Raw genomic sequence first — 18,420 nt, forward strand, 5'->3', positions numbered from 1 at the left:
TCATTGACATCACGTCGATCCGTCTCTGGATCCGCCATTTGTCAACATGACCTAGATCAAAGCGATTGATTAAGTTATTAACCATTGCCCGAAAGACGAAGGTTCGGCGCGTGCAGTCTTGAACGAGGCCGCAAGGGTGAACGCGGTGTGGTCGGCCCAAAGGCACCGCCACCTGAATGGGCAAGTGCTCGAGGCACTGACCGCGCTTGCATGGGCACTCCTACGCCTCTTCGCGCCCGACGCAGAAGCAGGATCGCATGGTCCGCGGGACCGCTGAGCACGCCAGCCGAGCACGCCAGCCAGATGCTGCGCCGCCTCACTCCGATGTCCAGGACAGCGAAAAAACAGCCATGTCCCTGACTTCTCTCAGCTATGCCCTATTCCTTACTGATTTAATCGCTTATTGGGAGCCATGACTGGCCTGCAACGATTCCTTTTTTCATTCTTCGTCTTTGGCGCGCTGATCGCGCTCTGGGCGCTCTGCTCGCAGCAGAACTGGGTGAATTCATTCCTTTTACCATCGCCGCAGATGGTGTGGAAAAGCTTCTGGTCCCTGATCGCCAGTGGCAAGCTGGCCGATCACGCCGGTATCTCCATCACCCGCGTGCTGACGGGATATGCCATCGCCGCCCTGCTTGCGCTGGCGCTTAGCCTGGCCATGGCCGCTTCGCGGATTTTGGCAGCAGTGATCGATCCGCCACTGGATTTTCTGCGCCAGGTCCCCCCCTTGGCGCTGATGCCTTTAGCCATGCTCTGGCTTGGTATCGGCGAGACGCAAAAGGTGGGCATTATCGTACTTGCCTGCTTTTTTCCTATCTTTCTTGGTTTCCGTGGGGGCTTTTCACAAGTCGATCCCAAATTGATCGAAGTTGGCCGCGTCGCTGGCTTTTCCCGAACCGAGCTGCTGCGCCGCATCGCATTGCCCGCTGCCCTGCCCGCAATCATTGTCGGGCTACGGCTGGGGCTGGGCTATGGCTGGCGCGCCTTGGTGGGCGCCGAGCTGATCGCCTCATCCGCGGGGCTTGGTTACATGATCCTTGACGCACAGGATCTGGCGCGCACCGATATTGTCATGGTCGGGATCTTGGTGATCGGCTCAATCGGATTGCTGGCTGATTGGGGGCTCAAGGCTTTGGTGCGCCGAACTTTGCCGTGGATCCGTCAGGATCTGGAGTTGGGAAATGGCTGATCTACGCGACATTTCCCATGGCCATGCCCTGCCAGACGGCAACAACAAAATCGTTCTGCGCAACATCAGCCTAGCGCTGGCGCGCGGCGGCTTTCACGTCATCCTAGGCAGATCGGGCTGCGGAAAATCGACGCTTTTGCGTTTGCTATCCGGGATAGAACAGCCCCAGCAAGGCGAGATTGACCTCAAGAACCAAAACGTCGGCGTCGTTTTTCAAGAACCCCGCCTGATGCCTTGGTTGACGGTCGAGGATAACATCGGCTTTTTGATCCGTGGACGCCTTCCCGCCGATCAGCGCGTGGCGCGCGTGTCCAATATGCTGAATACGGTGGGCCTGTCCCATGTCGGAAAAGCATGGCCGGGCCAGCTGTCGGGGGGAATGTCGCAACGCGTGGCAATCGCGCGCGCGCTGGTCAGCAAGCCCGATTTGCTGCTAATGGACGAACCTTTTGGTGCGCTCGACGCCTTTACGCGCAAGCAGATGCAGGACGAGCTGATCCAACTGTGGCAACGCACGGGAACAACCATCGTATTCGTGACCCATGACATCGAAGAAGCAGTACGTCTTGGGCAAACCATTCTTGTGCTCGAAGAGGGCCGCTTTGCGCTGACATTCGAACTTGACGCCAGCTATCCCCGCGATGGGGCCGAGCCAGCCGTGAACGCGGCCAGACAAAAGCTGTTGGACCAACTTTTTGCCCCTGCGCCAATCCCTGCGCAGCACGGCACGGACAAAGGATAATACAATGAAACTTCTCAACTCTCTGGCGCTGGCCGTCGCTTTGACGCTTGGAACCTCTCTTGGCGCGCCCGCTTTTGCCCAGACCAAAGAGGTTGCGATTTCCTATGTCACGGCACCGTTCAATGTGCCATCGATCGTGATGCGCAAAAAAGGCTTTCTGGACGAAGTCTTTGCCGCCAAGGGCGTGACGCTGACCCATCCGGAAATCACCTCTGGGGCGGCCCAGACGCAGGCGATCGCTGCGGGCGAGCTGCAAATCGCATCGGTGCTGGGCGGCACCTCGGCAATTTTGGCAAAAGCCAATGGCGCTGATGTCGTGGTGATCGGCGCCTATGCCCGTTCGCCCAAGGCCTATTTCATCATGACCGGCAAGGATGGCATCGCGGATGTCGCCTCACTGAAGGGCAAGAAAATTGCAGGCCCGAAAGGTACGGTTTTGAACCAGTTGCTGGCCGCCGCTCTTGCGAAAGAGGGCATGACGCTGGACGATGTCGAATATCTGAACATGGATCTGGCGACGGCCCGGGCGGCGCTTCTGGCCGGGCAGGTTGATGCGGCAACCTTGGCCGGGGCCAATGCCATTCAGGTCGAAACAGCCGGCGGTCAAGCCATTGCCGACGGTGAGGGTCTGATTGCGCCGACCACGGTCATTGGGACCAGCAAAGACTTTGCCGAAAAGAACCCCGACTTGGTTGCCGCCTATTTCGAGGCCCATCTGAAAGCCTTGGACTTTATCCGCACGCATCAGGATGAGGCGCTGCAGCTGGCTGCCGAGGATCAGGGCATCTCGCTTGACGAGGCACGCAAGCAGTTCGCGCTTTACGACTTCTCACCGGTGATGACCGAAAGCGATATTGCCAATCTGACAGCAGATCAGGACTTTATGGTCGACGCGGCTATGCTTGAGGCGGACCGCAAGATCGACATCAAAGCCGATCTGGTTCAACCCACGGCCTTTGAGATCAAGTAAGAAACCTTTGGCGGGATCGGGCGACCGATCCCGTCCAAGAAAGACCAACTCATGAAACTTTCGCTTCTTGATCAGCTGCATATCTCGCCCGGACAAAGCAGCCAGCAGGCACTTGCCGATACGATCACCCTGTCGCGCCATCTGGAAACCCTTGGCTTTGCGCGTCATTGGATCGTCGAACATCACGGCGTCCCTTACGAGATTTGCGCCGATCCCATGCTGATGGCACTGGCGCTGGCGCAATCCACCCAGACAATAAGGATTGGTGTCGGGGGCATATTATTAAATAACTACAGCCCCTATAAAGTGGCTGAAACCGCCAAGACACTTTCCCTATTGGCGCCGGGGCGCATTGATATTGGCATTGGCCAATCCAATTCGGGCGAGCTGCAGGATCTGGCGCTGCAAACAGATCGACTGCATAAGCCCCAGCATGATCAGGCAGACAAGACCGATGAGCTGCTGGGCCATCTCTTTGCTGATCTGCCCGCCGATCACCGCTTTCACCAGCTCAAAATCATCCCCGACGCGGCCCCGCCCATGCCTTGGGTGATGGCAGTCAGCGCCGCATCAGCCGCGCGTGCCGGAGCAGCCGGATTGCCCTTGGCCCTATCGGCCTTTCATCGCCCGCAAGAGGCCATTGCCACGGCACAAGCATACCGGCGCGCCTTTCGGCCATCAATGCGGCCGGGATTGCCGCAGTCACCCAAATTGTTCTTGGCCATCCGTCTTTGCTGCGCCGCAACGCAAGCCGAGGCCGAAGCAAGGGCCATGCCGTTTCGGTGGGCATTCGATCAGCGTCGTCGCTTGGGTAAAATGCCGATGGCCCTGCCCTCGATTGCCCAATCGATCAAGCTGGCGGGCGGTGTTTGGCCCGCCGAAACCGACCCTTGGCCTATGTATGTGATTGCGGCTTTCCGCGACATCCGTGGGCTGCTTTTGCGCATGGCCGAGGCGGTCGGCACCGATGAAATCATGGTGCAGGACGCCCTACCCGACCCCCAGATGCGCCGCGATCATTATGCCGAACTGGCTGACGAAATCAGCAAGGGTTAAGCCGACCCGGTTTGCTCGCATTCTGCGGTCCTGCCCGGCCATGCCCGGCAGGATATACGCTGCTGACGATCAGGAATGACTGGCGCCCCTACGCCCCCTTGGCGCTGATTGCGTGCAGGCGGGGGGCCTGATCTATGCTCAACCCGCTCCATTCCAGAAAGGCCGTGATGCGGTGGCTGATTTTCGCGCCGTGATTGCCCTCGATATCGCTAAGGCGGTGGTCAAGGAACGGATTGGCAAATCGATCAAGCGTGACCGCCAGATAGGCCTGAGCCTGATCGCCCATGCCGCGCGCGGCAAAACCGGGCAACACCTCATCGTGATAGATTGAAGCAAGCTCGGCCGCCAAGGGACCGGTCATCGCCTGTCTGACATAGGTCTCTTTCTTGCCAGCTTGCTGCCACAGATCGACCAGCGCCGTATGGCCAAGGTTCAGGACATGCAGCTTGAGCCGTTGGATCGGCTCCAGATCGGGCATGATCTGGATCGCGGGATGGCTGACCGGCATCGAAAGCCCCGGCTGATCCTCGATGGCCCAAAGCGCATAGGGTTCGGCCACAGCACCCACTGGCAAGATTTCTTGCGAGACGATGCGATCGACCAGCGAATTCACCCACAAATGCCGGTTCAGCGCCTCCATCAGCCCTGAATCAGCGCCCTGTTCACGGGCAATTTCTGTCACGCGGGCATGCAGCACCGTGCCGTTGCGCGCCACCAGTTCGGTGGGCAGAATGGTCAACGCACCACCACCCGCAAGATGGCGGGCGCGCAGTAAGTGGAAAAGTTTCGCGGGATAGCTTTGCGCAGCATCAGGTCGAGGCAGCGTGTCTGCCGGCTGAGGATCAAAGCCCCGATCCGCGGTATTCGAAATGATCCAGCGCGCCTCGGTCGAAAAGATGCGCTCAAGTTCCGCATAATCGGCAGAAAAGGCCAATGTGCGTTTGACACAATGGATCTGTTCCACCTCGTTGATGCTTTGGCCAGCGGAAAGGCCTTTGATCTCGACCGGGTAGCCTTGCGGGGCGGCAAGTGCATCTAAGCGGGCCCGGCGCGTGGGATCATCGGTTGACTGCACCACCGTCACAACAGGCGCTTCGCCCAAGGGCGTGCCGGACTGCAAAAAGCTAAGGGCATGGGCCTGCAGAAAGCGGCTGGTGCCGAACTGAATGATCGGGGTGCGCAACGGATGTCCTTTCAATCTTGCTTGCCGCGCCCCCAAGGTCGGGGGCGCAGCACGGAATGGGGCTGGTCAGCCCTCGATCAGGCCGATCATGCGCTCAAGCCGGCGCATGGCAAGCCAGCCGTCACGAATCACCGGCGCACTGTCGCTTTCGCCGCGCATGGTTGCAGCAACATCCAGAAGCAGCGCGTGATAGCCCTTGTGGTCTTCATTCGCGGCGGCAGTGAAGTTCGGGGTCCAGACCATGCTGTCGCAGGCGGGATCCAGCACGGCCTTGGGATCATCCGCCTTGAAGGGCGGGTTGCGGTGCCAGGCGACGTTGATCACGTTCTCGACCTCGACACGGTTATGATCGCCCATCACCTGCACGAATTCCATCGGCGTGCCGCGTGACTGGACCGTACCCATGACGATATTGCCGATCACACCATTTTCGCATTCGAAGTTCATGTGGATCAGCATCTTGCCCGCATCGGGCACATTCTTGCGCAGTTTCACATCGGCGAATTCCGAACCTGCAAACCACGGGATCAGGTCCATGTAATGGACGCAGTGGTGCAGGTAGAAACCGGTATAATCGACCTCGCCCGAGAAATAGGTGGGCGCCGTCATATAGCTGCCGTGAATGCCCAGAACCGCGCCGAAATCGCCGCCATCAAGGATGTTCTTGGCGATCTTGTTGCCGGTCGAATAGCGCTTCATGAAGCCCACGGTGACGGGCACCTTGGCGGCCTCGGAGGCGCGCATCAGCTCTTCGGCCTGCGCGGCCGTTGCGGCGGGCGGCTTTTCCATAAAGACCGGTAGGCCGCGCTTGATCGCGGCCATGGTGGCGCGGAAATGGACCTCGGGGCCGACCGCCATGCCGACCGCGTCGATCTCGGCATTGGCGATCATGTCCTCGAAGTCGGAATAGACCGCTTTCGCGCCGAACTGGCGCGCGGCGTTTTGAGCCGCCTCTTGGTCGCGGTCGCAGACGGCGGCGATTTCAAAGCCGCTGCGCGCAAGCTGCGGCATCAGCATCCAGGTTGCGTGGCGGCCGCAGCCGATCCAGCCAATTTTGATCGTCATCAGTGGTTCACCTCGGCAAAGTGCAGCGCCGAGCGGATCAGGGCAAGGCCCGCGCGCAGCTTGTCATCCTCATTCTCGTGGGGGGCGCGCCAATGGGCGATGGGCAGGCCGACGCGGTCGTCTTCGCGGCGGAAGGGTTCCAGCGAGACGGGCCCCTGATAGCCGACCTGATGGAGCGCGCGGGCAATCGCCGTCCAGTCCATATTGCCGGTGCCGGGGAAGCCGCGGTGGTTTTCATTGGCCTGGAAATGGACCAGACGATCGCCGGTCGCGCGGATGCAATCGGGGATCGAACGCTCTTCCATATTCATGTGGAACGTATCCAGCATGACGCCCAGACCTTTCGATCCGACCGCGTCGCAAATCTCGATCGCCTGGCTGGTGGTGTTGACGATATCGGTCTCGAAGCGGTTCAGCGCCTCAAGACCAAAGACCTGACCAGCGGCTTCCGCCAAGGGGGCGACTTGGGCCAGACCGTCGATGGTGCGTTTCGCGCGCTCGGCGATCTGCGCGGCCGTCCACGGATAGGGCGCGCGCCCGGCGAAAACCAAAGGTTCGCCATAAAGGGGCCCGCCGGTGATCTTGGCGCCAACGCGGTCGGCGGCCTCGATGCAGTATTTCAGATAGTCGATCCCGCCCTGACGATTGGCCGCATCCTCGCTTGCGATCGAGCGCTGCAGGTTCACCCGTGCGGCCAGAACGATGTCCAGCCCCTCGCCCTCGCAGATGCGGCGGACCTCGGCGGGATCAAGGTCATCCTCGGGTTCGGGGACCAGCAGCTCGATGAAATCGAAACCAAGTTCGCGGGTTTTCTTCAAATAGTGCAGCGCGCCGTTATTGAAGGGGCGGATATATTGCATCGAAATGATGCCGACGGGGTTTTTCACAATGGGCCTCGTGGGGGGTATTTGGGTCAGATTTCAGAAACTTCGGCGCGTCCCACATTCGGGCGGGGCGCACCAAGAGGATAGGCTCAGCCTTTGACCGCGCCTTGGGTCAATCCGCCGACCAGACGGCGCTGAATAATCAGGAAAAGCACGGTTGCAGGCATGGCGCCGACAATGCCGCCTGCTGTCAGCAAGCCCCATTGCACCTGATATTCACCGATCATCGTCTGCACCGCGACGGTGATCGGGCGCACGTTCTGGCCACCAAGCGTCAACGCATAAAGATATTCGTTCCAAGCGGTGATGAAGATATAAATGCCGGTTGCGATGATGCCGGGGGTGCAAAGTGGCAAGATCACCCGCACCATCGCCTGCAGCCGCGAACAGCCATCGGTCATCGCCGCCTCGTCCAGAGATTTCGGGATGCCATTGATATAGCTTGTCATCATCCAGACCGAGAAAGGAATGGCGATGGTCGAGTTGGCGACGATCAGCGCGAAATGCGTGTCCAGAAGACCCAGCTGGCGCATGAGGACGAACAAAGGCAGGATCAGCAGCACCAAGGGGAACATGTTGATCAGCAGGAATTGCAGCAGCAGGATCTTTTTGCCGCGGAACTCGAACCGCGAGAAGCTGTAGGCGGCCGTCACCGACAGCGCCAAACCGACGACGACAGTCCCCGCCGCGATGATGAAACTGTCCAGCATGTTGCGCGCAAAGCCAACATTGGTGAACAAGCGCTGATAATTGTCCCAGACGATGGTGAAAAGCGAAGGGCCTTGGGTAAAGATCTGCTGTTCGCTGGTCAGCGATGTCAGAAGCATCCACAGATATGGCCCCAGCGTGAACATCAAGATCAGCGCCATTGGCAGATCCACCGTCAGCAGACGTTTGGGCAAGGATTTACGACCCATAGCCATTATTGCACCGCCTTTGCCGAGCGCTTGAGGTAAAGGATCACGACACCCAGCAGCAGGATCGTGAAGGTCATGGCCAAAGCCGAGCCATAGCCAAAGTTCAGGTTGGTGCGCGCTTCAAGGAAAGCGTAAAGCGGCAGGGTATAGGTGGCATAGCCGGGGCCGCCGCCGGTCATGACAAAGATCACATCCATCGAATTCGCGACCCAGATCGTGCGCAAGAGGATTGCCGTGAACAGCACCCCCGAAATTCCCGGCAAGGTGATGTGCCAGAATTGGCGCACGCTGCTTGCCCCGTCCAGCGACGCCGCCTCGTAATAGCTGCGCGGAATGGATTGCAGGCCAGCAAGGATCATGATCGCGAAGAAGGGGAAACCCTGCCAGGTCAGCGTCAGGATGATTGCGTAAAGCGCGGTATCAGGATTGGCGAGCCAAGGGATCGAGGTTTCCAGCAAGCCGATGCGCAGCAGAAGATCGTTCAGAACCCCGTAGTTGGAATCGTAAATCCAGGTCCACATCAGCGCGATCACAACCGATGGCAGCGCCCATGGAATAATGACCAAGGCACGCGCAATCGGGCGCCAGGGGAATTCCTGATTCAGCAACAGTGCCGTCGCCAGCCCCAGTGCTGCCTGCGCAGGCACCGTAATCAAAATCCACAGCGCAGTATGGCGCAGCGAGATCCAGAAAACCTCGTCGTGAAAGATCGCAAAGTAATGTTTCAGGCCGACGAAATCGAATTTCTTGGGACGAAACAGGACATAGTCGTGCAAGCTCATCCACGCGGTCTGGATCATCGGAAAAAAGACGATCGCCAAAGTCACCAGAACGGCTGGCGACAACAGCGCCAAGGGCAGGATCTGTCGCCATAGCCTGCCGTGTCGATGGGGCTCGAGCGCGAGGTCAGATTGGGTGGTCATAAGGCAAACCTCTCTTGGCCCCACCAGACAAAGGTCGGCAGGCAAGGCTGGATAGGGGTCCACCCGGACGAATGCCGGGCGGGGAATTGGATCAGTTGTCGGCGAAGAGCTTTGCGATGGCAGCGTTCATCTGCGCGGCGGTAATCTCGCCGTTCAGGGCACGCTGCATATTCGTCGGCCAGACGGTATTGACGAATTCGGGCGTTGCCGAGGACGCGGGCAGCAATTTCGCGAAGGGCAACGAGGCCTGTGTCGCATCGATAAAGCGCTTCTGGTGGCGATCCCACGCGGCAGTGTCGGATTTTGTCACCGGAAGCTGGCCAGTCGCCGTATTGAAAAGGGCGTTATTGCCAGCTGTCGACAAGAACGAGATCCATTTCCAGGCAGCTTCTTTATCAGAGGCATTGGCCAGAACGGCTGTGGATTCATCGCCGAATGTGGTCCAACGACCGCCGCCGCATTCCGGCACGATGGTTGCCGACACCTTGTCGCCAAGCGCCTCGACCAGATCGTTTGACGAGCCGATATGGTGGATCGTCATGGCAGTCACGCCAGATTTGAACGCGCCGATGATTTCCTGAAAGCCGTCATTGGGGGCCGAAGGCGGAAAGACCTTGTCGGTGCGGAACAGATCCACAACGAATTGGGTGCCAGCAACGCCCGCCTCGGAATTCAGGCTGTCATCCAGCGCCACGCCCGTCCGCGACAGGGTGAATGGGCCCCAATGTTCGTGACCCGATTTCGCACCGCGGAAACCAAACCCATAGGTATCAATCTTGCCGTCGCCATTGGTATCGCGGGTCAGTTTGATCGCCGCGTCGCGCAATGCTTCACAGGTCTGAGGCGGCTCGATCCCCGCCTCTTGCAGCATGTCGGCGCGGTAATAAAGATATAGCGCGACATATTGGATCGGCAGGTAATATTGCTTGCCATCCTCGGCTTTGGTCAGCTCAAACAGGTTGTCGAGAAGATCTTCGCGACCTTCCCAGGCGGCAATCTGTTCGTCCAAAGGCTCAAGCGCCTCCATCTCGGTCAGGCGTGGCAGGGCATGCATCTTAAGCATGGCAGCATCGGGCGCATTGCCGCCGACGATTGCCGTGTAAAGATTGTCGTAATAGCTGTTCCAAGGCACGTTTTGCGCATCGATTTTGATGCCGGGATTTTCGGCCTCGAACTTGGCAACCAGATCAGACATCGGGTTGTCAGGATTGTCGAAATGGTACCAGAATTTGACCGTGCTATCCGCATAAGCCGACAGCGGCGCAAGACCCAGTCCGGCGACCAGCGCCAGCATGGCTGTTTTGGTTTTCATGATATTCCTCCCTGATTTTTTGGTTTGTTATGTGCCGTCGGCTTGATCAAGCATGTGCTGAAAGACCTCGCCCGCACGGCGGAACGCCTGAACCGATTGCGGCAATTCCAGGCTCATTTGCATGAAGCCATGCACAACCCCGGCAATGATTTCGAACTCGTCCTGACGCCCCAACGCATGCAGCCGCGCGGCAAATCGGGCGCTGTCGGAACACAGCGGGTCGATTTGCGCCGCATTCAGATAAAGCGGGGGCAGCTGCGCCAACATTTCGTCAGGCGCATTTGCCGGCGTCAGAAACGGATCTTGGCCGCGCCCTGCCTGAGGGGTGTAGAAATCCCAATAGCGGCGCATCTTATCGCGCGTCAGACCCGGACCATCAGCGACCGCACGATAGCTGGGGCTGGTGAAATCGGCGTCGTAAACCCCATAAAACAACAGCCCCGTCGCGGGCAGATCTTGCCCATTCATACGCAGCATCATTGCAACCGCCAGATTGGCACCCGCGCTGTCGCCCGAGACAGACCAGCGGCGGTTTTGCAAGATTTCGTGGCGCGCTTTCCAGATCGCCAAGCAATCTTCCAATCCCGCCGGATAAGGGTGTTCGGGCGCAAGACGATAATCAAAAGTCACAACCGCCGCACCGCAATCGCGCGCCAATTGCCGTGCCGCACCGTCATGGGTCGCGGCCGAGCAAAAGGCAAAGCCGCCGCCATGAACATAAAGGATCGCCTCCCCTCCTCTATCGTTCTGCGGAAGGTAGACATGGGCGTCGATCCCGGTTGAAGTCGGGATCTTGCGAATATCAGCCATGGCAGGCGTGCCATTATTCCAGCGCTCATTGGCACGTTCGGACAAAGCGCGCCCCTGGGCGGGCGGAAGGGTGGTCGGGTCAGGCTGCGGCCCCTCGGCTGCCAGTCGTTCAAGGACAGCACGCATTTCAGGTGCAAGCAGTGCGGCAGCGGATGTGCTCATGTCAGGCCTTGCGATGGGAGGGCAGAACATCGGGACCGAAGTCCACGATCGTGGAAATGTGGTGGGACAATGCAGCCTCAAGGGCGACGGCATTGCTGGTCTGCAGCGCCTCGATGATCGAGACATGCCGATTGGCGGTCTCAAGCAACATGCGCGTTTCAGGGGCGGTGTTCAGGATCTTGAAGCGCTGAGAATGAACAAGGCAGCGCTGCAAGACCGGCTCGACCACCGGCATTCCCGCCGATTCGAAAAGACGAAGGTGGAACTGACAGTCACTTTGCAGCAGTGCATATTCGTCCTCTTGCAGCGCGGCCAAACGCATCGCCTGCAGCAGGTCGCTCAAGTCATCGATCAGTGCCGGATCTTGTGCCGCAATCACCCGCTTGGCCGAGCGACACTCGATATCGTGGCGGATACGCAGCAATTCACCGGCATCTTCGGGCTGAGCGGGGGCAACATGTGTGTCGCGTCGGGCGCGCCTAGTCACCAAGCCTTCTTCGGAAAGACGCATCAACGCCTCACGAACAGTTCCCTGCGAGCAGTTGAATTGATGCGCAAGGTCCATCTCTCGCAAGACAGCGCCGGGCTCGAGCGTACCCAGCACAATGCCACGCCGCAGGGCGCTTTCGACGATCTCGCCGGGTCCCTTTTGCAGGGATGCTTTTGACGCCAACCTGACCGTCACGATGCAAAGTTCCTTCGTGTTGCTTCATTCCACGCTTGCCTTATCGATAATCATGTTGTTATCGATAATGTCAAGATTATTGATACTAGGAAGTGACACCGCCACAAAGGCCGCACTTCAGAGTCTGGGAGGACTGGCAACATGGCGCAGATACGCCTCGAAAAGATCGTGAAACGCTATGGCTCGGTCGAGACCATTCACGGTGTTGATTTGCAGATCGAAGACGGTGAGTTCGTGGCTTTCGTCGGGCCATCGGGCTGCGGAAAATCAACAATGTTGCGCATGATTGCTGGCCTTGAGGACATCACCGCGGGTCGGCTGCGCATCGGTGACAACGTGGTGAATGACGTTGAACCACGCGGCCGCGATGTTGCGATGGTGTTTCAGGATTACGCGCTTTATCCGCATATGACAGTTGGCCAGAACATCGGCTTTGGCCTGAAGATGCGGGGCGAGAAGCCGGATCTGATCCGCGAAAAGGTAGCCGAGGCCGCAGATGTCTTGCAGCTGACGGAGTTGCTGGACCGGCGCCCGGGTCAGCTGTCGGGTGGTCAACGCCAGCGGGTGGCCATGGGTCGCGCGATTGTACGTAAACCCAAGGTCTTTTTGTTCGATGAGCCTTTATCGAACCTTGATGCCAAACTGCGCGTCGAAATGCGCACGCAGATCAAGCGCCTGCACCGATTGCTGCGCACCACGACGATCTATGTGACCCATGATCAGGTCGAGGCGATGACTCTGGCGGATCGGGTCGTCGTATTGCGCAAGGGTGAAATCGTGCAGCATGGGAAACCCCTAGAGCTGTACGAGCGCCCCAATTCGCGCTTCGTCGCCGAATTCATCGGCTCGCCCCAAATGAACATCTTGCCCGGCGAAGTCATTAACAGCGACAGCAAGCCTGCCCTTTCTTTCGAAGGCGGCGCAATCGGGTTGAACCACATCACCGCGCCGCAAGGCACCAAGGTCGGCATCGGACTGCGCCCCGAGCAGCTATTGCTTTGCGCGCCGCAAGACGCCGATTTGTCAGTCGAAGTCGACGTACTGGAAGAATTGGGATCGGACACAGTCGCGATCTGCCTGCTAGGCAAACGCGAGATCACCGTCAGGCTAAGCGCCGAAGAGGCCAGAGATCTGCCTAAGACGATCCATCTGCGCTTTGATCGTAAAAACCTGCACGTTTTCGACGATGAATCTGGCAAGCGCCTAGAGTTCACGGTCTGACACCCGCAGCTCTGATAAGTCCCAGGCCTGCCCTAGCCGGTCCCCTGCCCCGGCGTGACAATTGAAAAGGCCTCGACAAGACAGAAAACGGTCTTGCCGAGGCCTTTTAACGATTAGCATCCGCGTTTATCACGCATGGGTCTAAGAGAACTGCTGATCGTCACTTTCCCTCAACGCAAGTAAGAAGCGGTGTCTCTTCCTCCGTTCCCTCTTGCCAATAAAGCGTGGCCTCTGGACCTTTGGTCCACCAGACATACTTCGGCCCTTCGCCCGCACTGACATAGCGCGCACCCGAAGCGGATTGAGCAATCACCGCGGCAATCTGACGACCATCCGCCTGAAGAACTGCGCCCGAAAATTCGCCAACGTTGATATAGGTCGCGGCCACATTCACGCCCCGATCACATTGATAGTTAAACGATGCCATCTCATCCCCTGCCATTGCAGAGGTGGCGGCCGCAGTGGCTGCAATTGCATAAGCGATTTTCATGTGTTTTCCTTTGCTTGGCTACGAATATATGCCCGCTTCAACAGGTTACGGCGGGTGCGAGATCCTGCACTCATTTGATAATCTTATCAAATTTTCCAAGCCTTGCGCTATACTTGGGTTGACCTGCCCTATGTCCTTGATCTGCTGCATCAAGGATATTCCGAAGCCGACAACAGCCGGAAAAAAGTGGGAATGCAAAAATTGCCAATTGGCAATTTTTTATCAAAGCGGATTTTTCTCAGCAAATCCTCGGAAAAAAGCAAGAAACGCGCGGTCCGGATCCTTTGCAGGCTCTTTTCCTGCGGCCCAATTCCGCCACTCGCCCTCGACAAAGTAAATGTCATAGCCGGGGTGGCGAAGGCGCGCAGTTTCGTAAGTCGCCGTTTGCAATGCGGCAGAGCGGTTTTCCAGCCACTCTGGACGGGGCCGCAGACCTGGCATGGGAACAGATACTTTTTCAGCGCGCCCCTCAGCAATGACCCGGCGTCCAACTTTTGAAAACTGCAGTGCCCGATCCGCCGCCCCCGAGGCATCCCCGTCTTTGCGCCACCAACGCAGTTCGACATGAGTGACCGCCCTGCCCGTCTTGATCGGGGAAATTTCAACCATGAAATCAGAAAGCGCATTCACCTCACCAACAGCTGGGTCAATTGCGCGCAGTTTCAGGTTCGACCAGCTGGTTAATTTCCCCTTCGGCACCCCCATAATGCCGCGCAAGGACTCGAGCGAGAACCTTTCCGAGGCCTTCCAGCGCAGATTTCCGCGCTTTTGAACCATTTCATAAAGCGTCAACGCATATTTCGAGGATAGAGCAAACATTACCTCGCGCTGGAGCCGCGCAAAAACCTGGCTATTGCCGATGATCTTACGCAACCGTGCCGGAATTTCATATTCCAACAGGCCATCCGCACGGCCGCTTTCAAGGTTGCCACCCAAAAGCTGAACACGCTCAATCGCCGCTTCACCGTCCCAGGTAACGGCGACCTTGACGATCGCCGACATCAGCCGTTCCAGACTTTCTCCGACCCGATCGTTGGAGTTGTGGCTACCGCGCAAAGCTGATTTCGCGATCAGATGGGTTACAGGCTTGTCGATTGCATCCCAAGCATTCTCTAACAGCTGGTTGTAGATCCGGCGGTCGTTCAGCGTCAGCGGAGTAACCTCGATCAGATCAACCAGCTCGCCCGGTTTAATCAGACTCTCTGCATTCGGCCTAGCCGCTATTGTTCGAATCGAAGCTTCCGCCATTTTCTCCTACCCCTCATCCCTTACTTTTGTAACGAAATAAGCGTAAGTTTTCAAGCATCATGCTTGGAGTTGGCCCTCAGCCACCCAAAAAGTAATTTATAGCCACCCACAAGCCATAATCGTCGTTCTCAACATACTGTATTCATTCTATCTTTTCACGCCAACGCGGTCCCACTTTCTCCTCTCCCAAAAGGTAAGAGTTAACAGCGATCCAAAACGTAAGAGTAGCTCACCCGATTCGTAAGTTCAGGCTTCCCATAAAGTAACGTAAGCCGTCCCAATAAGTATCGCATGTTGAAAATGGTAATATGATTTCAGATAGTTATAGCGGACGAATACTGAATCTAATGAATCAGAACCAAAAGGGTTGTCTTTTTTATCCACAGGGTAAAACCTTGTGTGGATCCGGGTCTTAGAAACCTTACAAATTGGGCAGATTGCGAGGACACACAGGTTCCTCGATGCTAAAATTCCGCATCTCGAAGCTTTGCTCGCCAACTTTCGGTTTTTGAGGCGAACTAGGCCATAATCCGAACTTTACCAAAACGGCAGTTTCGGACATAGTGACCCAAACCAGCAGAGCACAGGCAAATATGTCACCCGTTCTTCCACCAGTCACACTGGATGAGCTTGGCGTTATCAGCCGCCGGGCGTCTACCGTAATCGAGCGTTTGCGTGAGCGTGTGTTTGCGCCCGGCAGTCAAAAACGGCTTGATCTGATCTATAACGTCAGAACCGCTGCCGAGATGGTCAGCAGATCTGAAAAAGCGATCCGAGACGCCGAGGCGGATGGCCGTCTACCCGCGCCTGAGAAGGACGAGACGACGGGTCGGCGCAATGGTTACTCGCTTGCCGAAATTAACCATATGCGTGAAGTTTTTGGCACATTGCCCCATCGCAAAGCCGACGATCCACCTTTGGTGCTGGCCGTTCAAAACTTCAAAGGTGGCGTCGGAAAATCCACTGTAGTCGTTCATTTAGCCCAGTATTTCGCGCTTAAAGGCTACAGGGTTTGTGTCATCGACTGCGATTCCCAGGCTTCGACGACGGCAGTTTTCGGGCTGAATCCCGATGTCGATATCGATGAGGAAGAGGATACGCTTTACCCGTTCCTGCAGCACGGCGGGCCAAAATCACTGCACTACGCATTGCGCGCCACGTATTGGCCAGGGATTGCGCTTATTCCGGCCAATCTTGGCCTTTACGATGCTGAATATGAGTTTGCGGCGCGCATGGCGCGCGAGCCCGCCTTCATCCTGGATCGCTTGCGCGATGGTGTGGCAACGATCGCCGATCAGTTTGATATCATTTTGCTGGACCCGCCACCCGCGCTTGGCATGTTGTCGCTTTCGGTTTTGCGCGCAGCAAGCGCTTTGCTGATACCGGCGCCGCCAAACAATATCGACTTTGCCTCTACCGCGCATTTCCTGAAGATGATGGAGGCGACTTTGGCTGAGCTGTCGCGTCACGGCGGCGAGCGCGAATACAGCTTTATTCGTATTCTGACGAGCAAAATGAACGATCAGAAATCGGCTCATCAGGCGATCAAACGCATGATGGACGCGGTATTCCCCCAGGATATGCTGAATGCCGTCTTGAAGGATTCTGCTGAGATCGACAATGCCACGGCCAATCTGATGACCGTTTACGAGATGACCGGGGCTGCAACGCGTACTGAAACGCACAAGCGTTGCCGTGCCTATCTTGATGCCGTCGGGCGCGAGGTCGAGTTGTTGGCCCGCAAAACCTGGCCAAGTCACCATCACAATCTGCGCAAGGAGGGCCTGCTGTGAGCAAGCGCCATAATGCGATTTTCGATGATGTGCTTAAGGACATCGGCGAGGAAAGTCGGTCTGAAAAGTCTGGCGCTCGTTTTCTGAAGCGTACAAATGCCTTGGCGGATAGTGGCGAGCGAGAAGAAAAGTTGCTGCGCTGGGTCGATCCTGATCGCTGCGCCATGTGGGCGCGGCACAACCGCGCCTATGAGCTGCTGAACGCCGAAAACTGTCGTGACTTGATTGATAGCATCAAATCGCAAGGCCAGCAGGAATTTCCTGCGATTGTGCGCAAACTGCCAAGCGGCGAGGGCGCTGAATACGAGGTGATTTGCGGCGCGCGGCGGCATTTCGCGATTTCTTGGCTAAGGGCAAATAACTATCCGCAGTTTCGCTATCTGATCGAAGTCCGTGATCTGAGCGACGAAGAGGCCTTTCGCCTTGCCGATATCGAGAACCGCGATCGTGCCGACTTGTCGGATTACGAGCGGGCCCGTGACTATCAAAAGGCTCTTGATCTCTATTATGGCGGCAAACAAAAGGCGATGGCTGCACGGCTTGAGGTCTCGGAAGCTTGGCTTTCGCGCTATCTTTATCTTGCCCGCTTGCCCGAAATCGTCGTCGCTGCTTGGCCCCAAATCACAGAGTTGAAAGAGCTGCATGCGCGCAGCTTGCGGCCGCTGTTGCAAGACAACAAAGATCAGGTCTTGGCTGAAGCAAAGAAGATCGCGCAGGATCAAGATAAGGCACGAGCAGGGCAGGGGGCGTTTCTTCCCGTCCCAGCAGTTCTTGCGCGGCTGAAAATCGCGGCTTACGGAGCCGGCCCTGCACCCGAGCGTTCGGTCTTTGGCACGGACAAGAAGGCCATGGTCACAATGCAGCGGCGTGGCGACAAGATCCGGCTGGAGTTCCGCAGTGACATCCCCGAAGATCTGCTGCGGACAGCATTCGATGATTTTGTGCGCGCCCAGATTTCTGGAAATTAGGAAATTGCCAATTGGCAATTTCCAGTTCCGCCCCTTGGATCAGGGCCGATAGGCCATAAGGAACCGGTCCAATCGATGGGCAATAAAGGTATCGATTTCCAGCTCGCTTAGTGCGGGCATCATCAACAGGGCGCGACGCTGAAGGCCTGATAGCATCAGATCCAAAAACTCGGCTGCTGCCTCTTGGCTGTCCGCGATTGCCAAATCGCCCTGGCTGTTGCGCTGCGACAGGTAATTCGCCATTGTCTGGGCCGAGCGCATGGGGCCAGAGGCATAAAGGTGGCGTGCAAGATCAGGAAATTTCTCTCCTGCGCCGATCATCATGCGCATGGCGGCCAGTACATCGCCGCGAACAAGGGTCGCAATCATGTGCCGGGCGATGCGATGTAGCTCGTCACGCACATCACCTGTCCCTTTTCCGAATTCGCGGATGACTTGCTGCATCCGGTCACATTCGGTCAGCACCAATGCTTTAAACATAGCTTCTTTGCTGTCGAAATAGACGTATAGCGTGCCCTTGGACACTTTTGCGGCCCGGGCAACATCTTGCATCGATGTGCCTTCGAAGCCTTGCGACAAAAACATTTTCCTTGCGCCATCAAGGATTTGACAGCGCTTCGGGCTATCTTGCGCTTCATCCGCGGCAGTATCGGTCAAGTCAGGCAAAGGGGTGATCAAGCGTGCTCCTGAGATAGGGCTTTGGCCAGTGGGGCCGCGTTCATAAAGGGCGCCGTAGCTATCAATCCTATATTGACCGAACGGTTCGGTCAATAATATGCTCCGCGCATTCGAATCTGCTCGC

The 18,420-nt window shown here is 57.4% G+C and carries 18 protein-coding genes; 7 read left to right on the forward strand and 11 right to left on the reverse strand.

The window, feature by feature from the left end; all coding sequences use genetic code 11:
* Positions 1-499 precede the first annotated feature (499 nt).
* The 4 genes from RTS12_RS10695 to RTS12_RS10710 are packed head-to-tail and all read left to right on the forward strand — an operon-like array spanning position 500 to position 3,957.
* Positions 500-1,189 carry an ABC transporter permease gene (locus RTS12_RS10695; protein WP_312528291.1) on the forward strand — a complete coding sequence of 230 codons (690 nt, stop codon included), beginning with the start codon at positions 500-502 and terminating at the stop codon, positions 1,187-1,189.
* A complete protein-coding gene (locus tag RTS12_RS10700) occupies positions 1,182-1,931 on the forward strand; it encodes an ABC transporter ATP-binding protein (RefSeq protein WP_312528292.1) in 750 nt (249 codons plus the stop codon). Before RTS12_RS10695 ends, RTS12_RS10700 begins: the two co-directional genes overlap by 8 nt.
* A 4-nt stretch (positions 1,932-1,935) precedes the next feature.
* The gene (locus RTS12_RS10705; protein WP_312528293.1) at positions 1,936-2,901 is read left to right on the forward strand and encodes an NrtA/SsuA/CpmA family ABC transporter substrate-binding protein; all 966 of its coding nucleotides are present in this window, start codon (positions 1,936-1,938) and stop codon (positions 2,899-2,901) included.
* 51 nt (positions 2,902-2,952) lie between these two features.
* Positions 2,953-3,957 (forward strand): MsnO8 family LLM class oxidoreductase, encoded by a 1,005-nt coding sequence (locus RTS12_RS10710; RefSeq protein ID WP_312528294.1) that lies wholly within the window; start codon positions 2,953-2,955, stop codon positions 3,955-3,957.
* A gap of 88 nt (positions 3,958-4,045) precedes the next feature.
* On the opposite strand, the gene RTS12_RS10715 is transcribed toward RTS12_RS10710, so the two are convergent.
* The 8 genes from RTS12_RS10715 to RTS12_RS10750 all read right to left on the reverse strand — a co-directional run bounded on the left by RTS12_RS10715 (position 4,046) and on the right by RTS12_RS10750 (position 11,898).
* A complete protein-coding gene (locus tag RTS12_RS10715) occupies positions 4,046-5,140 on the reverse strand; it encodes a mannitol dehydrogenase family protein (RefSeq protein ID WP_312528295.1) in 1,095 nt (364 codons plus the stop codon).
* Between the two features lie 66 nt (positions 5,141-5,206).
* Positions 5,207-6,205: a Gfo/Idh/MocA family oxidoreductase gene (locus tag RTS12_RS10720; RefSeq protein ID WP_312528296.1), complete on the reverse strand. Its 999-nt coding sequence runs from the start codon at positions 6,203-6,205 to the stop codon at positions 5,207-5,209.
* Complete coding sequence (locus RTS12_RS10725) at positions 6,205-7,092, reverse strand: sugar phosphate isomerase/epimerase family protein (protein ID WP_312528297.1); 888 nt, start codon at positions 7,090-7,092, stop codon at positions 6,205-6,207. Before RTS12_RS10725 ends, RTS12_RS10720 begins: the two co-directional genes overlap by 1 nt.
* An 86-nt stretch (positions 7,093-7,178) precedes the next feature.
* Positions 7,179-8,012, reverse strand: a complete 834-nt coding sequence (locus RTS12_RS10730; protein ID WP_312528298.1) for a carbohydrate ABC transporter permease — start codon at positions 8,010-8,012, stop codon at positions 7,179-7,181.
* Positions 8,012-8,929 carry a sugar ABC transporter permease gene (locus RTS12_RS10735; RefSeq protein WP_312528300.1) on the reverse strand — a complete coding sequence of 306 codons (918 nt, stop codon included), beginning with the start codon at positions 8,927-8,929 and terminating at the stop codon, positions 8,012-8,014. Before RTS12_RS10735 ends, RTS12_RS10730 begins: the two co-directional genes overlap by 1 nt.
* 91 nt (positions 8,930-9,020) lie before the next feature.
* Positions 9,021-10,241 carry a sugar ABC transporter substrate-binding protein gene (locus RTS12_RS10740; protein WP_312528302.1) on the reverse strand — a complete coding sequence of 407 codons (1,221 nt, stop codon included), beginning with the start codon at positions 10,239-10,241 and terminating at the stop codon, positions 9,021-9,023.
* Positions 10,242-10,268: 27 nt separating this feature from the next.
* The gene (locus RTS12_RS10745) at positions 10,269-11,213 is read right to left on the reverse strand and encodes an alpha/beta hydrolase (RefSeq protein WP_312528304.1); all 945 of its coding nucleotides are present in this window, start codon (positions 11,211-11,213) and stop codon (positions 10,269-10,271) included.
* Position 11,214: 1 nt separating this feature from the next.
* Positions 11,215-11,898 carry a GntR family transcriptional regulator gene (locus RTS12_RS10750; RefSeq protein WP_312528306.1) on the reverse strand — a complete coding sequence of 228 codons (684 nt, stop codon included), beginning with the start codon at positions 11,896-11,898 and terminating at the stop codon, positions 11,215-11,217.
* Positions 11,899-12,039: 141 nt separating this feature from the next.
* Here RTS12_RS10750 and RTS12_RS10755 point away from each other — a divergent pair, with 141 nt between their 5' ends.
* The gene (locus tag RTS12_RS10755) at positions 12,040-13,119 is read left to right on the forward strand and encodes a sn-glycerol-3-phosphate ABC transporter ATP-binding protein UgpC (protein WP_312528308.1); all 1,080 of its coding nucleotides are present in this window, start codon (positions 12,040-12,042) and stop codon (positions 13,117-13,119) included.
* Positions 13,120-13,279: 160 nt separating this feature from the next.
* On the opposite strand, the gene RTS12_RS10760 is transcribed toward RTS12_RS10755, so the two are convergent.
* Positions 13,280-13,609, reverse strand: a complete 330-nt coding sequence (locus tag RTS12_RS10760; protein WP_312528309.1) for an MliC family protein — start codon at positions 13,607-13,609, stop codon at positions 13,280-13,282.
* A gap of 222 nt (positions 13,610-13,831) precedes the next feature.
* Positions 13,832-14,857, reverse strand: coding sequence for a replication initiation protein (locus RTS12_RS10765; protein ID WP_312528311.1), 1,026 nt, complete (start codon positions 14,855-14,857; stop codon positions 13,832-13,834).
* Positions 14,858-15,450: 593 nt separating this feature from the next.
* Here RTS12_RS10765 and RTS12_RS10770 point away from each other — a divergent pair.
* Positions 15,451-16,650: an AAA family ATPase gene (locus RTS12_RS10770; protein ID WP_312528313.1), complete on the forward strand. Its 1,200-nt coding sequence runs from the start codon at positions 15,451-15,453 to the stop codon at positions 16,648-16,650.
* A complete protein-coding gene (locus RTS12_RS10775) occupies positions 16,647-17,618 on the forward strand; it encodes a ParB/RepB/Spo0J family partition protein (protein WP_312528315.1) in 972 nt (323 codons plus the stop codon). Before RTS12_RS10770 ends, RTS12_RS10775 begins: the two co-directional genes overlap by 4 nt.
* 39 nt (positions 17,619-17,657) lie before the next feature.
* Here RTS12_RS10775 and RTS12_RS10780 read toward each other — a convergent pair whose 3' ends face one another.
* Positions 17,658-18,296, reverse strand: a complete 639-nt coding sequence (locus RTS12_RS10780) for a TetR/AcrR family transcriptional regulator (protein ID WP_312528317.1) — start codon at positions 18,294-18,296, stop codon at positions 17,658-17,660.
* Between the last annotated feature and the right edge of the window lie 124 nt (positions 18,297-18,420).

The sequence above is a fragment of the Paracoccus sp. (in: a-proteobacteria) genome, from assembly GCF_032007265.1.
Lineage (GTDB): Bacteria > Pseudomonadota > Alphaproteobacteria > Rhodobacterales > Rhodobacteraceae > Paracoccus.